Below are 16017 nucleotides of genomic sequence, written 5' to 3' on the forward strand. Positions count from 1 at the left end.
TTTCCTCCCTGGAGGTGAGCACGATTTACCCGCGGCCCTTGGTTATCGTGACTGAGGGAGGACCAGCTTTTCATGCGTCTCGATTCAGAAGATCGCGCGGTTCTGGACCACATCGCGCGGGACGGCGGTCGCATTGTCGACCGCGCCGTGGACTGGTGCGCCGTGAACTCCGGCAGCCGCCATCTGAGCGGGCTGGAGCGGCAGCGGCAGATCCTGCTCGACGCCGCCGCCGACCTGCCGGCCGCGCCGATCGAGATCCCGCTGTCGCCTTCGCGCGAGATCGCCGCCGACGGCCGCGAGACCGAGTTCGCCCATCCCTCGTGCCTGGCCGTGGTCGTGCGACCCGAAGCCCCGGTTCAGGTCGTGCTGACCGGCCACTACGACACCGTCTATCCCGAGACGAGCGCGTTCCAGCTGGTCCGCACCCGTCCCGATGGCGCGCTGCACGGGCCGGGCATCGCCGACATGAAGGGCGGCCTCTCGGTGATGCTGGCGGCGCTGCAGGCGTTCGAGCGCAATCCCGAGGCGGCCAAGGTCGGCTACCGCGTGCTGCTGTCGCCGGACGAGGAGATCGGCTCGATCGCCTCCGGACCGGTGCTGGCCGACTTCGCCCGGCGCGGCCATGTCGGCCTGACCTATGAGCCGGCCCTGGCCGACGGGGCCCTGGCCTCGGCGCGCAAGGGCTCGGGCAATTTCCACATCGTCATCCACGGCCGCGCGGCTCACGCCGGCCGCGATTTCGCCGCCGGCCGCAATGCGGTGATCGGCGCGGCAAGGGTCGCCGAGGCCCTGCACGGGCTGAACGGCCAGCGCGACGGGGTGACGGTCAATGTCTCGCGCATCGACGGCGGCGCGCCGCTGAACATGGTGCCCGACATCGCCGTGGTCCGCTTCAACGTCCGCTTCCCGGAGGCCGAGGCGGCCGCCTGGTTCGAGGCGCAGGTCGCCCGGATCGTGGAAGGTGTGAGCGATGACCTCCACGCCCACCTGCACGGCATGATCACCCGCGGCGCCAAGCCCTTCAACGCCGCCCAGCAGCAGCTGTTCGGCGCGGTGAAGGATGTCGGGGCCCTGCTCGGCCAGGACATCAGCTGGAAGCCGTCCGGCGGGGTCTGCGAGGGCAACAACCTGTTCGCCTCGGGTCTGCCCAATGTCGACACCCTGGGCGTGCGCGGCGGAGACATCCACAGCGAGGCCGAACACGCCTTTCCCGAAAGCTTCGTCGAACGCGCCCAGCTTTCGGCCCTGATCCTGATGAAACTGGCCAGCGGCGAGATCGACGCCAGAGCGATCCGCGCAGCCATGGGGAGCGTCTGAATGCTTGTTGTCCGTCCTGCCGGTTCCGCCGATTTCGACGCGCTGATGGAACTGGCCGTGCTGTCCGGGCGCGGCTTCACCAGCCTGCCCGAGGACGAGCCGACCCTGCGCGCGCGCCTGGCTCTCTCCGAGGCCAGCTTCCAGGCCGGCGTCGCCCCGCCCGAGGCATGGTACACCCTGATGCTGGAGGACCTGGAGGCGGGCGCGATCGAGGGCGTGGCCGGGGTTAAGGCCGGCGTTGGCCTAAAGCGTCCGCACTTCTCGTTCCGCGTCGTGACCCTGGCCCAGTCGTCGCCGACCCTGGAGATGCGCTTCGACCACAGCGCCCTCGTTCTGGTGAACGAATGCGCCGGCTGGTCCGAGGTCGGCTCGCTGTTCTTGCGGCCCGAGAAGCGCAAGGGCGGGGCGGGGCGCCTGCTGGCCCAGTCGCGCTACATGCTGATCGGCATCGAGCCGCAGCGTTTCGCCGAGATGGTGTTGGCCGAGCTGCGTGGCTGGTTCGACGACGACGGCCGCTGCCCGTTCTGGGACCACGTGGCCAGCAAGTTCTTCCGCCTGGAGTTTGACCAGGCCGACCTGATGAGCGCCTCGACCGACGGCCAGTTCATCCTCGACCTGTCGCCGCGCCATCCCATCTACACCGAGCTGCTGCCGGAGTCGGCGCGCGACGTCATCGGCCGCGTCCACCGCGACGGCGAGGCGGCCCGCGCCATGCTGGAGCGCGAGGGTTTCCGCTACCAGGGCTTGGTCGACCTGTTCGACGCCGGGCCGACCGTGGCCTGTCCGCGCGACGACATCCGCACAGTGCGCGACGCGCGCCGCCTGCGGGTCAAGCTCGGCGAGGACGCGTTCGGCGAGGAGGCGCTGGTCTCGACCGGCGCGGTGGCCAGGTTCCGGGCGGTGCGGACGCCTGTGCTGATCGACGGCGAGACCGCCATCCTGGGTCGCGAGGCGCTGGACGCCCTGGGCGTTCGGGACGGCGACATGGTGCGGGTGAAGGCATGAGTGGCGTGTTCATCGACGGCAAGTGGCGCGCGGGGCGCGGGCCGGAACTGGTCTCGACCGATCCGGCCAGCGGCGAGGCGGTCTGGCGCGAAGCGACGGCCGATGGGGCCGACGTCGCCCACGCGGTCGAGGCCGCGCGGCGGGCCTTCCCCGCGTGGGCGGACCGGCCGCGCGAAGAGCGGATCGCCGTCCTGCGCCGCTACAAGGACGCCCTGACCGAGCGCACGCCGGCCTTCGCGGAAGCCTTGAGCCGCGAGACCGGCAAGGCGCTGTGGGAGACCAAGGCCGAGCTGGCCTCGATGATTGGCAAGGTCGATCTGTCGATCCGCGCCTATGACGAGCGCACCGGCGTCACTGAGACCGCCATGCCTTTCGGCCGCGCCGTGCTGCGCCATCGGGCCCACGGCGTGATGGCGGTGTTGGGGCCGTTCAACTTCCCCGGCCACCTGCCCAACGGCCATATCGTCCCGGCTTTGCTGGCGGGCGACACGGTGGTGTTCAAGCCCTCGGAAGAGACGCCCCTGGCTGGCCAACTGATGGTCGAGGCCCTGGAGGCGGCCGGCGTTCCGGCCGGCGTCGTCAACCTGGTGCAGGGCGGCCGCGAGACGGGGCAGGCGCTGATCAACCAGGAGATCGACGGCCTGCTGTTCACCGGCTCGGCGGCGGCCGGGACCTTCTTCCGCCGCCACTTCGCCGACCGGCCCGACGTGATCCTGGCCCTGGAGCTTGGCGGCAACAATCCGCTGGTGGTGTGGGACGCGGGCGACGCCGAGGCCGTGGCGGCCCTGGTCGTGCAGTCGGCCTTCATCACCACCGGCCAGCGCTGCTCGTGCGCCCGGCGGTTGATCGTGCCGGATGACGCGTTCGGCCGGTCGGTGATCGAGGCGACCGCCGCCCTGGCGGACCGCCTGAGCATTGGGCCATGGAACGGCGAGGGCGAAGCCTTCATGGGTCCGATGATCTCGGCCCGCGCCGCCAACGCCGCCCGTGCGGCAGCGTCGACCATGGGCGGCGAGCGCATCCGGTCGCTGGGCGCCGTCGAGGGGCTGAGCGAAGCCTTCGTGACGCCCGGCATCGTTGACGTCACCGGCGTCGACACCCCCGACGAAGAGCTGTTCGCCCCGTGGCTGCAGGTGCGCCGCGTGACCTGTTTCGACGACGCCCTAAAGGCCGCCAACGCCACGCGCTATGGCCTGTCGGCGGGGCTTATTTCCGCTGAATCAAAGCGTTGGGATCAGTTCCTGAACCGCATCCGTGCGGGCGTAGCCAACTGGAACCGACCGACCACGGGGGCGGCGGGCTCGATGCCGTTCGGGGGGCTTGGCGCCTCGGGCAACCACCGCCCTAGCGCCTATTACGCCGCCGACTATTGCGCCTACCCGGTCGCCAGTTTCGAGGCGGAAGCGGTCGCCGATACCCTCAAGGATATCAAGGGACTGCGCGGATGAGTTCGGCGTTCGAGGCCAATTGCGACGGGCTGGTCGGGCCGACCCACTCGTATGTCGGCCTGTCGCCCGGTAACCTCGCCAGTACGAAGAACGCGGGCGAGGTCTCGAACCCGCGCGGTGCGGCGCTCGAGGGTCTCTCCAAGATGCGCCGGCTTGCGGACCTGGGTATCCCGCAGTTCGTGCTGCCGCCGCACGAGCGTCCGGCCGTAAACCTCTTGAAGTCGCTGGGCTTTTCGGGCTCCGACGACGCGGTCATCGAAGCCGCTTGGAAGGACGCGCCGGCCCTGGCCGCGGCCGCCTGTTCGGCCTCGCCGATGTGGGCCGCCAACGCCGCGACGGTGACGCCCAGCGCCGATACCGAGGACGGCCGCGTCCACCTCACGCCGGCCAACCTGCTGACCAACCTGCACCGCAGCCTGGAAGGCCCACAGACCACCCGCGCTCTGCGCCGGCTGTTCCCAGACGAAAGCCGCTTCGCCGTCCACGAGCCGCTGCCGACCCAGCCGCACTTCGCCGACGAAGGCGCGGCCAACCATGTGCGGCTGTGCGCCGAACATGGCGCGCCGGGCGTCAACCTGTTCGTCTGGGGCCGCGAGGCCTGGGGGCCGTGGGACGGTCGCTTTCCGGCGCGCCAGACCCGCGAGGCCTTCGAGGCGATCCAGCGTCGCCACGGCGCGGCGCGGGCGGTGTTCCCGCAGCAGGGCAAGGCGGCGATCGAAGGCGGAGCGTTCCACAATGACGTGGTCTGCGTCGGTACGCGCGAATGCCTGTTCTACCACGAGCGCGCCTTCGAGGACCGCGCCCTGATGGAGCGCCAAGTCCGCACCGCGGCCGGCGACCTGTTCGAACCTGCCTTCGTCGAGGTCTCAGAGGCCGACCTGCCGATGGCCGATCTGGTGGCCAGCTATCTGTTCAATTCGCAGCTGTTGGTCGTGCCCGGCGAGGACCGTTTGGTGCTGCTGGCCCCGGCCGAGACGCGCGACAACCCGAACGCCTTTGCCGTCGCCGAGGGGCTGGCCTCGTCCAACGGACCGATCGGCCGGGTGGATTATGTCGACGTCCGCCAGAGCATGAGGAACGGCGGCGGTCCGGCCTGCCTGCGGTTGCGGGTGGTGCTGACGGAGGACGAGCTGGAGGCGGCCAATCCGGCTCAGCGCTTCACGCCCGGCCTGCACACGACCCTGGCCGACTGGGTGACGCGCCGCTATCGCGACCGCCTCGCGCCGGCCGATCTGGCCGATCCGCTGCTGCTGACCGAGAGCCGCGAGGCGCTAGATGAGCTAACGACGATCCTGGACCTGGGCGGCGACTTCTACCCGTTCCAACGCTAGCGACGGATCGCCGCCAAGGCGTCCGGGAAGCGCCGCGACAGCGGGACCTCAAGGTCGCCCAGCTCGATGGCGAAGTCGCCCGAACCCTCGGGCCTGAGGCCGGTGACGCGAGCCGGATTGACGAGCCAGGACTTGTGACTGCGCACGAAGCCGTGCGGGGCCAGCCCTTCCAGCACCGCGCCCAGCGACGCACGGGTGAGAGGACGGCGGCCATCGGCCAGCACGAACTCGGCATAGTTGCCGGCCGAACGCACGGCCAGGATCTCTGACACTGAGGCCCGGATCATCCGCGCGCCGTCATGGATGTCGAATGTGGCTGGTGCGGCCGGGGCCGGGGCCTCGGTCGGCTTCTGGCCGCCCCGGCGCAGGGCCAACCAGAAGATGATCGTCGCCAGGCCGTAGGACATGATGTCCTTGCGGAATTCGTAGGGGAACTCGGTCGACAGCGGGCCAAAGTGATAGCGCTGGCCCAGGCTCGCGTGCGCCCAGATGCGCAACGCCACGAAGCCGGCGACGTGCAGGGCCGAATAGATCAGCACGGCGACGAGATGGACGGGGGCCGCGACCCGCCATCGGGGCTGCTTGCGGATCATCCACAGCGCCATGCCGGCGGGGATCCCCAACAGGCCGAAGATGACCAGGGCGCTGCTGGTCTCCCAGATCACCGGCGAGACCAGGCCCAGCTCAGGCGCGTCGTGCTGGATGGTGAGGATGTTGATAAAGGCGATCATCGCCACGATCGCCAGGCCCAGCAGCCAGGCGCGTCGCAGCTGTCGCCACTCTTCGCCGGTCATCCCTGAAAGCACGCCTTTGAGCCCGGATGGCTCGCCGGTCGTCCCGGCCAGCGCCCGCTGATCCCCTAGGGCTTGGCCGCTGTGGACGGCGCGGTTCAGGTCGCCGGCATCACCTTTCAAGCTGGACGCCCCTTGATGACCACGACCGCCGTCCCCCTGACCCGCCGATACGATCTGGATTGGATCCGAGTCGGCGCGTTCTTCCTACTGATCCTCTATCACACCGGCATGTTCTACGTGCCGTGGGAGTGGCACGTGAAGACGCCGCACGTGGTCGAAGGGCTGATGCCGTTCATGCTGCTGACCAACCCCTGGCGGCTGACCTTGCTGTTCCTGGTGTCGGGCGCTGCGACGCGGTTCATGGCCGACAAGAGTTCGGTCGGAAAGCTGGCCTGGGCGCGGATCGCACGCCTGCTGCCGCCGCTGATCTTCGCCATGGTCGTGATCGTGCCGCCGCAGACCTACTATCAGGTGGTCGAGTTCATCGCCGCTCATCCAGGCACGACGCTGAGCGTCGACAATTTCTGGATCCGCTACATGACAGGCGCAGGCCGCTGGTGCGGTACGGACGGCAAGTGCGTGACGACGCCGACCTGGAACCACATGTGGTTCGTGGCCTATCTGCTGTTCTACGCGCTGGTTCTGTCGCTGATCCTGCTCGTCTGGCGCAAGGCTGGCGATCGCATCCAGGCGGGCGCTGAGCGTGTGCTGAAGGGTTGGGGCCTGTTCGTCTGGCCGATCCTGTTCCTAGGCCTGGCCCGCACGTTCCTGATCCGCTTCGGCGAGACCCACGCCCTGGTCGGCGACCACTATGTCCACGCCGTCTCGTTCAGCGCCTTCCTGCTGGGCTTCGGTCTGGCGAAGTCGCAGGTGCTGCGTGACCGTCTGATCGCCGTGCGCTGGCCGGCCCTGATGCTGGCGATCGCCGCCTGGGCAGGCTGGGCCAGCTATGTCTGGGTCTATCGCGCCGATGACGCCGTTCCGCCGCAGCCGCTGATCCAGGCCATGCGGTTCGTGTTCGCTACTGACACCTGGTGCGCCATCGTCGCCATCCTGGGGTTCGGGGCCAAGCACCTGACCAAGGGCGGGCCTGTGCTGCGCTATCTGACGCTGGGCGTCTTCCCGTTCTACCTGGTCCACCAGACCCTGACCGTGGTCTTGGCCCATCACCTGGCCAAGCTGGGGCTGCCGCAGGGGCTGGAGGGTGCGATCCTGGTTGCTGGCACCTTCGCCGGCTGCTTTGCGACCTATGAGATCGTGCGGCGCATCCCCTATGTGCGGATCCTGTTCGGCCTGAAAGGTCAGCCGGCCGAGGTCGCCGCCAAGCGGCCGCCGGCCTTGGCATAGGCCTGGGTGCCGCGCGTAATGATGGCGTCGCCGGGGACGATCTCGGCGACGCCGAGGTCGCTCTGGCCGGCCAGGCGGCCGTAGAGCGCGCCGAAGTCCTGGAGGGTGACCTCCTGCAGCGTCTTGATCGAGTCGATCATGAAATAGACCTGCTGGAAGTCGTCGATCCGGTAGTTCGTGCGCATCACCCGCTCCAGGTCGAAGCCGATGCGGTTGGGCGAGGGATCGTCCAGGGCGAAGATCGATTCCGTGCGCGACGAGACGATGCCGGCCCCGTAGATGCGCAGGCCGGCCGGGGTGTTCATCAGGCCGAACTCGACCGTGTACCAGTAGAGGCGCGCCAGATTGGCCAGGCGGCCCAGGGAGAGCGCCCGCTGGCCGCCCTGGCCATAGGCCTGCATGTAGTCGGCGAAGACCGGATCGGTCAGCATCGGCACGTGGCCGAAGACATCGTGGAAGATGTCCGGCTCCTGCAGGTAGTCCAGTTCTTGCGGCTTGCGGATGAACTGGCCGGCCGGGAAGCGGCGGTTGGCCAGGTGATCGAAGAACACGTCGTCGGGCACGAGGCCCGGCACGGCGACCACGGTCCAGCCGGTCAGGCGCTGGAGTTCTTCATTGATGCGCTTGAAGTCGGGGATGCCCGAGCGGTGAAGGTCCAGCGCGTCCAGACCGCGCAGGAATTCGTCGCAGGCGCGGCCGTGCAGCATGTCGGCCTGGCGTTCGTACAAGGTGATCCAGACGTCGTGCTCGGCCTGGGAATAGGTCTCCCAGCCCTGGTCGATCGTCCAATCGGGGCGGGCGCCCGGGGGCGGCCCGTTGCTAAAACCGTCTGCGCTCATGGAACGACGGTACGCCCCGGATTTGGCAAAAGCTGTTCGCAGTTTGCGCCAAAACGGCAGGTCGGCGGAGAGATGTGCCGGCTTAGTGTGAGATCCGGGGGCGAAGCTTGTACAGCCCGTGATCGAAAGACTCGAAGATCACGGCCGTCTGCGGATGGCCGACCGGCTCGCCGCTGTCGTCAGGCAGCAGGTTCTGTTCGGACACATAGGCCACGTAGCTGTTGTCGTCGTTCTCGGCCAGCAGGTGGTAGAAGGGCTGGTCCTTGGTCGGCCGGATGTCTTCCGGGATCGACTCCCACCACTCATCGGTATTGGCGAACACCGGGTCGACGTCGAACACCACGCCCCGGAACGGGAAGATGCGGTGCCTGACGACCTGGCCGATCGCGAATTTGGCGAGTCTCGAGTTCATGGCGTTAACGATAGCAGGCGCACCTGACTGAAACCTGAACGGTGAGACTTCCGAACCCGGATGACAAGCGGGCGCCTTCCGACGCGCGAGTGGCGTGCTATGGTCGACTCGAAGTGAGGCTTCGCAACCGTATGCGAGGCCTGCGAGACAGGTAGAGACCATGTCGGACGCGCCCCGCGCGCCCGGTGCTCCCAACGGGCGGCGCCGGCGGTCTCAGGACGATGCCGCATGTTATGCGGCGCTGGATCTGGGGACCAACAACTGCCGCCTTCTGGTGGCCACGCCTTCGCCGCGCGGATTCCGCGTCGTCGAGGCCTATTCCCGCATCGTGCGCCTGGGCGAGGGTCTGTCGCAAACCGGCCAGCTGTCCGAGGCGGCCATGGATCGCTCGCTGGCGGCCCTGAAGGTCTGCGCCGAGAAGATCCGTCGCCGCAAGGCGCTGCGCGTCAAGGCCGTGGCCACCCAGGCCTGCCGTGGCGCCACCAACGGTCCCGACTTCGTGCGCCGGGTGCACGAGGAAACCGGCCTGAAGCTGCAGATCATCAGCCCGCGTGAAGAGGCCCAGCTATCGGTCGCCGGGTGCATGAGCCTGTTCGATCGCCAGCAGGACGCGGCCCTAGTCGTTGATGTCGGCGGCGGCTCGACCGAGCTGTCCTGGGTCGATCTGAAGGGCGGCGGCCTGGACGCCAAGCCGCGCCAGTTCGCGGCCTGGAAGCTGCCGATCAAGGCCTGGCTGTCGATCCCGGTGGGGGTTGTCACCCTGTCCGAGCGCTTCCCCGAAGGCGAGCGCGCCGACGAAGCCTGGTTCCGGGCCATGGTCGACGACGTGAAGAGCCGTATCGACGGCTTCCCGCACGCCGAAGCGATGCGTCCCGTGTTCGAGGAGGGGCGGGCGCATCTGGTCGGCACCTCGGGCGCCATCACCAGCCTGGCGGGCCTGCATCTGGGCCTGCCGCGCTATGACCGCAACGTGGTCGACGGCCTATGGATGAACCGCACCGACTGTGACGCCGCCGCCGGCCGTCTGCTGGGCCTGACCGCCGCCGAGCGCGCGCAGGAGCCCTGCATTGGCGCGGATCGGGCCGATCTGGTCCTGGCCGGCGCGGCCATCCTCCAGGCCGTGCAGGAGCTTTGGCCATGTTCGCGGGTGCGCGTCGCCGACAGAGGGCTTAGAGAAGGCCTCCTGATGTCCCTGATGTCCGACCAGCAGAAGCGCCCGCGCCGGCGCCGTCGCGGCGGCGCATCCAAGAAGCCGGTAGCCGCATGAGCGATGAAGAGCCCCCCCGCAAGCGTATGGTCAAGCCGCCCTCAGGCGGCACGGAGAGCGGTCGCGCCAAGCCCGCACGCCTGAAGACTGCCTACGGTCGCACCCCCAGCCAGCAGGCCTGGCTGGAGCGGCAGATCAACGATCCGTTCTCGGCCAAGGCGCGCGCCCTCGGTTATCGCAGCCGCGCGGCCTTCAAGATCAGCGAGATCGACGAGAAGTACGGCTTCTTCAGGAAGGGCGCGAAAGTCATCGACCTGGGCTGCGCCCCCGGCGGCTGGCTGCAGATCGCCGTCGAGCGCGGTGTGACCGATATGGTCGGCATCGACCTGCTGCCCGTCGACCCGGTGGCCCCGGCGCACCTGCTGGAGATGGACTTCACGGCCGACGACGCGCCGGGCAAGATCCTGGAGTTGCTGGACGGCGCGCCCGACCTGGTCATGTCCGACATGGCGCCCAACACCGTGGGGCACCGCGAGACCGATCACCTGCGCATCGTAGGCCTGATCGAGATCGCCGCCGAGTTCGCGATCGACACCCTCAAGCCCGGCGGCAGTTTTGTCGCCAAGGCCTTCCAGGGCGGCGAGACGGCCGAGGTCATCGCCCGGCTGAAGAAGCACTTCGACCGCGTCCAGCACTTCAAGCCCAAGGCCAGCCGCGCCGACAGCTCGGAGGTCTTCCTGGTCGCGACGGGGTTCAAGGGGCGGTAGGGCGCTAGAAGAGGTCGGTGGCGTCCTGAGCACTGTCCAGGATGCGGATGACCAGAACACCGTTGTCGTCGACGCTATAGCAAATAGCCCATCGTCCATGCGGCGCGCGCCTTACGCCGCGTTCTCCTTGGTTGGGTAAAAGCGGGTAGGCGCGCGGGTGATCGGCCAGCCCCATGCACTTTGCCCGTAGCCTCCTCGCAATGGCCTTGGATGCATTTGGTCGATCGTCAGCGATCCAGCGCGCAATCCTGGAAAGATCTTGAAGCGCAGCCTGGGCGAACCGCGTTTTCACTTGTCGAGATAGTCGGGCGACGGTTCGGCTACGCCGGCGGGTTCAGCCAGCAACAGGTCGAGTTCAGCCTCCATGTGCGCGAAGGCTTCCTCCAGCGATACCGTGCGGCCAGCTTCAGCGTCGGCGAGGCCTTCGTCGATCAACGCATGGAACGCCGCCAGCTTGGCCTCACGCTCCTGCACCAAGCGCACGCCCTCGCGCAGCACCTCGCTCTTGGAGCCATAGCGGCCGTTCTCGATCAGATCGGTGACGACGGCTTCGAGTTGCGGACCTAGATCGACGCTGATGGCCATGCGGTGTCTCCTTTGTGGTCAATATCTATTATTGGTCGCGACGGGGCAAGGGAACAGCCCTGTCACATTGCCATCGCAAAATTCCTCGCCATTTCCCGTCTCCACCGCCTCGACAACCGCCGACCTCGCGGCTATATCCGCGCCGCAAAATGGAGACTCCGATGGAGATTCGCGAAGGGCTCACCTTCGACGACGTTTTGCTCGAACCCGGCCCGTCCGACGTCATGCCTACCCAGGTGACGACCGAGACCCGGTTCACGCGTGAAATCAGTCTGAACATTCCGCTCGTGTCCGCCGCCATGGACACGGTGACCGAAAGCCGCCTGGCCATTGCGATGGCTCAAGCCGGCGGCCTGGGCATCCTGCACCGTAACCTCACCAACGAGGAACAGGCGGACCAGGTGCGCGAGGTCAAGCGCTACGAAAGCGGCATGGTCATCAATCCGCTGACCATCCACCCCGACACCACCCTGGCCGAGATCCGCGAGATCACGGCCCGCCGCAAGATCTCGGGCTTCCCGGTCGTCGAGCGCGGCTCGGGCAAGCTGGTCGGCATCGTCACCAACCGCGACATGCGCTTCGAGGGCGACGCCAACGTCCCGGCCTCGGCGATCATGACCCGCGAGAACCTGATCACGGTTGCCGAAGGCGTCGATCAGACCGAAGCGCGCCAGCTGCTGCGCAAGCACAAGATCGAACGCCTGATCGTCGTCGACGAGGCCTATCGCGCCGTCGGCCTGATCACGGTGAAGGACATCGAGAAGGCCCAGGCTCACCCCCTGGCCGCCAAGGACGACAAGGGCCGCCTGCTAGTCGGCGCGGCCTCGACCGTCGGCGACGCTGGCTTCGAGCGCTCGATGGGCCTGGTGGACGCCGGTGTCGACGTCGTCGTTATCGACACCGCCCACGGCCACTCCAGCCAGGTCGCGCAAGCGGTATCGCGTCTTAAGCGCGAAGCCAACCGCGTCCAGATCGTCGCCGGCAACATCGCCACCTACGACGCCGCTCGCGCCCTGATCGATGCTGGCGCCGACGCGGTGAAGGTGGGCATCGGCCCCGGCTCAATCTGCACCACCCGCATCGTCGCGGGCGTGGGCGTGCCGCAGCTGACCGCGATCATGGAAGCCGTGCGCGCGGGCCGTGAGGCCGGCGTGCCGATCATCGCCGACGGCGGCATCAAGTACTCGGGCGACCTGGCCAAGGCCATCGCGGCCGGGGCCTCGACCGCCATGATGGGCTCGATGTTCGCTGGCACCGAAGAGGCGCCGGGCGAGGTGTTCCTCTACCAGGGCCGCTCGTACAAGAGCTATCGCGGCATGGGCTCGGTGGGCGCCATGGCCCGCGGCTCGGCCGACCGCTATTTCCAGAAGGAAGTGACGGACAGCTTTAAGCTGGTGCCGGAAGGCATCGAGGGCCAGACCCCGTTCAAGGGCCCGATCTCGCCGGTGCTGCACCAGCTGGTCGGCGGCCTGCGCGCGGCCATGGGCTATGTCGGCGCGCCGACCATCCCCGAGCTGCAGGAGCGCGCGCGCTTCGTGCGCATCACGGGCGCGGGCCTGCGTGAAAGCCACGTCCACGACGTGATGATCACGCGCGAAGCCCCCAACTATCCGAGCGCGGTCTAGGCGATGCGGATGGCCTTCGAGCTCCAGATGGTGGCGGTGGCGGTCCTGATCGGGATCGTCAACCTCCTGTGGGCGGCCGCGGCCGCTCAGCCCCAGCGGGGCTTGAAGTGGAATACCGGTCCTCGCGACCAGAAGATCGAGCTGGCCGGCATGGCCGGCCGGCTCGAGCGCGCCTTCGCCAACTTCCGCGAGACGTTCCCGTTCTTCGTGGCGTTGGTGCTGATCGACTATCTGGGCGGCCGCCTGGGCGAGATCACCACTCAGGGCGCGCTGATCTATGTGATCGCCCGCGCCGTCTACGTCCCGCTTTACGCCTTCGGCGTGCCCTATGTCCGCAGCCTCGCCTGGCTGGCCTCGCTGATCGGCATCCTGATGCTGCTCGCGGCCCTGGTGGTCTGATGCGGGACGGCGGACGGGTTTCAGCAGCGATCGAGGTTCTGACCGAGATCGAGGCGCGGCATTTTCCGGTCAAGATGGCGCTCAAGCGTTGGGGCGAGGCCGCGCGCTACGCCGGCTCCAAGGACCGGGCCTTCGTTTCGGGGCTCGTGCTGGACGCCCTGCGCCGCAAGCGCTCGTTGGGCTGGAAGATGGGCGATGCGAGCCCGCGTTCCGTCATGCTGGGCGTTTTGGCTTTCACCTGGGGCTGGACGCCCGAGCGTATCGCCGAGGCGGGGGCGGAAGAGCACGGCTTCGGCGCGCTGACCGACGCCGAGCGTGAGCGCCTGGCCAATCCCGTGTCGCTGGACGCCGCGCCGGCCCCGATCGCCGGCGACTATCCCGACTGGCTGGAACCGCACCTGGCGCGTGCCCTGGGCGCCGACCAGGCGATCGAGATGCAGGCGCTGTCCGAGCGTGCCCCGGTCGACCTGCGGGTCAATACGCTCAAGACCGACGCCGAGCGCGGGGCCAAGGCCGTTGCGCTGATCGGCGCCGACCCGGCCGGCGTCCTGCCGACCGCCTTCCGCATTCCTGCGCCCGAAGCCGCCGACCGCACCCCGTCCGTGGAGGCCGTGCCGGCCTTCTCCAAGGGCTGGTTCGAGGTCCAGGACCTGGGCTCGCAGATCGCCGCCGCCGTCGCCGGCGAGGTCAAAGGCAAGCAGGTGCTGGACTTCTGCGCGGGCGGTGGGGGCAAGACGCTGGCCCTGGCCGCCGCCATGGGCAACACCGGCCAGATCTTCGCCCACGACAGCGACGCCCGCCGCCTGGCCGACACCATCCGTCGCGGCCAAAGGGCAGGGGTGCGCAACCTGCAGATCCGCTCGCCGATCGAGGCCCAGCCCTTGAAGGGCCTGGAAGGCAAGATCGACGTTGTCTTTGTCGACGCGCCCTGCACCGGCGCTGGCACCTGGCGCCGCCATCCCGACGCCAAGTGGCGTCTGTCGCCCGACCAGCTGGCCAAGCGCCAGATCGAGCAGGACTCGGTCCTGGAGGACGCCTCGACCTTCGTGAAGGCCGGCGGCAGCATGGTGTATGTCACCTGTTCGCTGCTGACCGAGGAGAACGAGGATCGTGTCGCCGCCTTCCTCGAGCGTCACCCCGAATTTACCTCAAGACCGATCGCCCTGGACGGCGTCACCCATGTGACCCCCGAGGGCTATCTGCGCCTGACCCCGCATCGCGCCGGAACGGATGGCTTCTTCGCCGCCGTGCTGGAGCGATCCTCCCATACGCCCTGACCACCGCCGCCCGCCGACCGCTGGAGACCTGCCGATGACCACCGAAACCCACCACCAGCGCGTCCTGATCGTCGACTTCGGCAGCCAGGTGACCCAGCTGATCGCGCGCCGCGTGCGCGAGGCCGGCGTCTATTGCGAGATCCATCCGTTCGACAAGGCCGAGGAGCTGGTCGACGCCTACAAGCCCACCGCCATCATTCTGTCGGGCGGTCCGGCCAGCGTTCTTGAGGAAGACAGCCCGCGCATCGGTCGCAAGCTGTTCGACCTGGGCCTGCCCATGCTGGCCATCTGCTACGGCCAGCAACTGCTGTGCGATGTGCTGGGCGGCAAGGTCGAGGGCGGCCACGCTGGCGAGTTCGGCCGCGCCGAGCTGACCGTGGGCAAGGCCAGCCCGCTGTTCCAAGGCCTGGCTGGCGTTGGCGAGCTGGAAACCGTGTGGATGAGCCACGGCGACCGCGTCACCGCCATTCCGGAGGGTTTCGAGGTCATCGGCACCTCGACCGGCGCGCCGTTCGCGGCCATCGCCAATGACGCCAAGAAGATCTACGCCCTGCAGTTCCACCCGGAGGTCTACCACACCGTCAACGGGCCCCAGATCTACCGGAACTTCCTGGCTCTGGCCGGCCTGAAGGGCGACTGGACCATGGCGGCCTTCCGCCAGGAGATGGTCCAGAAGATCCGCGACCAGGTCGGCGACGGCAAGGTGATCTGCGGCCTGTCGGGCGGCGTCGACAGTTCGGTGGCCGCCGTGCTTATCCACGAGGCCATCGGCGACCAGCTGACCTGCGTGTTCGTCGACACCGGCCTGCTGCGCAAGAACGAGGCGGACCAGGTCGTGACCCTGTTCCGCGATCACTACAACATCCCGCTGGTCCACGTGGACGCCGGCGACCTGTTCCTGGGCGAGCTGGCCGGCGTCAGCGACCCGGAGACCAAGCGCAAGACCATTGGTCGCCTGTTCATCGACGTCTTCGACAAGGAAGCCGCCAAGATCGATGGCGCGGCGTTCCTGGCCCAGGGCACCCTCTATCCCGACGTCGTCGAGAGCGTCTCGGCCCGCGGCGGCCCGTCGGCGGTGATCAAGAGCCACCACAATGTCGGCGGCCTGCCGGACTACATGAAGTTGAAGCTGGTCGAGCCGCTGCGCGAGCTCTTCAAGGACGAGGTCCGCACGCTGGGCGTTGAGCTGGGCCTAGCGCCGGCCTTCGTCGGCCGCCACCCGTTCCCCGGCCCGGGCCTAGCCATCCGCATCCCCGGCGAGATCACGCCCGAGAAGGTCAAGGTCCTGCAGGACGCCGACGCCATCTACCTCGAAGAAATCCGCAACGCCGGCCTCTACGACAAGATCTGGCAGGCCTTCGCCGTGCTGCTGCCCGTCAAGACCGTTGGCGTCATGGGCGACGCTCGCACCTACGAGAACGTCCTGGCCCTGCGCGCGGTCACCTCGACCGATGGCATGACCGCCGACTTCTTCGAATTCCCCTGGGAAATCCTGGGCAAGACCGCGACCCGGATCATCAACGAGGTCCGCGGCGTCAACCGGGTCGTCTACGACGTGACGTCGAAGCCGCCCGGCACGATCGAGTGGGAGTGACGGAACGTCGTTCGGTGACTTTCCGAGGTGATCGGCAAGCCGAATTAAGCTACTGAAATAAAACGTGTTT

At 68.2% G+C, this 16017-nt stretch carries 15 protein-coding genes; 11 read left to right on the plus strand and 4 right to left on the minus strand.

Annotated features, from left to right (window positions below):
* Positions 1-72 precede the first annotated feature (72 nt).
* Genes ABDW31_RS13185 through astB form a run of 4 tightly spaced genes read left to right on the plus strand, consistent with a single transcriptional unit; the run spans position 73 to position 5101 of the window.
* On the plus strand, positions 73-1317 hold the full coding sequence (locus ABDW31_RS13185; RefSeq protein ID WP_184719038.1) for a hydrolase: 1245 nt from the start codon (positions 73-75) through the stop codon (positions 1315-1317).
* Complete coding sequence (locus tag ABDW31_RS13190) at positions 1318-2322, plus strand: arginine N-succinyltransferase (RefSeq protein WP_184719040.1); 1005 nt, start codon at positions 1318-1320, stop codon at positions 2320-2322.
* Positions 2319-3770 carry a succinylglutamate-semialdehyde dehydrogenase gene (gene astD, locus ABDW31_RS13195; protein ID WP_184719042.1) on the plus strand — a complete coding sequence of 484 codons (1452 nt, stop codon included), beginning with the start codon at positions 2319-2321 and terminating at the stop codon, positions 3768-3770. The genes ABDW31_RS13190 and astD overlap by 4 nt, the downstream gene beginning before the upstream one ends.
* On the plus strand, positions 3767-5101 hold the full coding sequence (astB, locus tag ABDW31_RS13200) for an N-succinylarginine dihydrolase (RefSeq protein WP_184719044.1): 1335 nt from the start codon (positions 3767-3769) through the stop codon (positions 5099-5101). The genes astD and astB overlap by 4 nt, the downstream gene beginning before the upstream one ends.
* Here the strand turns inward: astB and ABDW31_RS13205 are convergent.
* Positions 5098-6015 carry a LytTR family DNA-binding domain-containing protein gene (locus tag ABDW31_RS13205; RefSeq protein WP_184719046.1) on the minus strand — a complete coding sequence of 306 codons (918 nt, stop codon included), beginning with the start codon at positions 6013-6015 and terminating at the stop codon, positions 5098-5100. The genes astB and ABDW31_RS13205 overlap by 4 nt on opposite strands.
* A gap of 15 nt (positions 6016-6030) precedes the next feature.
* Between ABDW31_RS13205 and ABDW31_RS13210 the strand changes: the two genes are divergently transcribed.
* Positions 6031-7242: an acyltransferase family protein gene (locus ABDW31_RS13210; RefSeq protein ID WP_184719048.1), complete on the plus strand. Its 1212-nt coding sequence runs from the start codon at positions 6031-6033 to the stop codon at positions 7240-7242.
* Here ABDW31_RS13210 and phhA read toward each other — a convergent pair.
* Both phhA and hspQ read right to left on the minus strand, forming a co-directional pair.
* A complete protein-coding gene (gene phhA, locus ABDW31_RS13215; protein ID WP_184719050.1) occupies positions 7197-8081 on the minus strand; it encodes a phenylalanine 4-monooxygenase in 885 nt (294 codons plus the stop codon). The two genes, ABDW31_RS13210 and phhA, sit on opposite strands and share 46 nt — an antisense overlap.
* Before the next feature lie 82 nt (positions 8082-8163).
* Positions 8164-8493, minus strand: coding sequence for a heat shock protein HspQ (hspQ, locus tag ABDW31_RS13220; RefSeq protein ID WP_184719052.1), 330 nt, complete (start codon positions 8491-8493; stop codon positions 8164-8166).
* A 160-nt stretch (positions 8494-8653) separates the two neighbouring features.
* Between hspQ and ABDW31_RS13225 the strand changes: the two genes are divergently transcribed.
* Together ABDW31_RS13225 and ABDW31_RS13230 are read left to right on the plus strand one after the other, a co-directional pair.
* Entirely contained in the window at positions 8654-9760 is a 1107-nt protein-coding gene (locus ABDW31_RS13225; protein WP_184719054.1) for a Ppx/GppA phosphatase family protein, read from the plus strand.
* Positions 9757-10467, plus strand: coding sequence for an RlmE family RNA methyltransferase (locus tag ABDW31_RS13230; protein ID WP_184719056.1), 711 nt, complete (start codon positions 9757-9759; stop codon positions 10465-10467). The genes ABDW31_RS13225 and ABDW31_RS13230 overlap by 4 nt, the downstream gene beginning before the upstream one ends.
* Before the next feature lie 288 nt (positions 10468-10755).
* Here the strand turns inward: ABDW31_RS13230 and ABDW31_RS13235 are convergent, their stop codons facing one another.
* The gene (locus ABDW31_RS13235) at positions 10756-11052 is read right to left on the minus strand and encodes a type II toxin-antitoxin system ParD family antitoxin (RefSeq protein WP_184719060.1); all 297 of its coding nucleotides are present in this window, start codon (positions 11050-11052) and stop codon (positions 10756-10758) included.
* 161 nt (positions 11053-11213) lie between these two features.
* Here ABDW31_RS13235 and guaB point away from each other — a divergent pair, with 161 nt between their 5' ends.
* The 4 genes from guaB to guaA are packed head-to-tail and all read left to right on the plus strand — an operon-like array spanning position 11214 to position 15947.
* Positions 11214-12677 carry an IMP dehydrogenase gene (gene guaB, locus ABDW31_RS13240; RefSeq protein ID WP_184719062.1) on the plus strand — a complete coding sequence of 488 codons (1464 nt, stop codon included), beginning with the start codon at positions 11214-11216 and terminating at the stop codon, positions 12675-12677.
* Positions 12678-12680: 3 nt separating this feature from the next.
* Positions 12681-13076, plus strand: a complete 396-nt coding sequence (locus tag ABDW31_RS13245; protein WP_184719064.1) for an MAPEG family protein — start codon at positions 12681-12683, stop codon at positions 13074-13076.
* Positions 13076-14353: an RsmB/NOP family class I SAM-dependent RNA methyltransferase gene (locus ABDW31_RS13250; protein ID WP_184719066.1), complete on the plus strand. Its 1278-nt coding sequence runs from the start codon at positions 13076-13078 to the stop codon at positions 14351-14353. The genes ABDW31_RS13245 and ABDW31_RS13250 overlap by 1 nt, the downstream gene beginning before the upstream one ends.
* Positions 14354-14387: 34 nt before the next feature.
* The gene (gene guaA, locus ABDW31_RS13255) at positions 14388-15947 is read left to right on the plus strand and encodes a glutamine-hydrolyzing GMP synthase (RefSeq protein ID WP_184719068.1); all 1560 of its coding nucleotides are present in this window, start codon (positions 14388-14390) and stop codon (positions 15945-15947) included.
* The last annotated feature ends 70 nt before the right edge of the window (positions 15948-16017 follow it).

Origin of the sequence: Caulobacter sp., from assembly GCF_039596335.1 — a bacterium.
Taxonomy (GTDB): Bacteria; Pseudomonadota; Alphaproteobacteria; order Caulobacterales; family Caulobacteraceae; genus Caulobacter.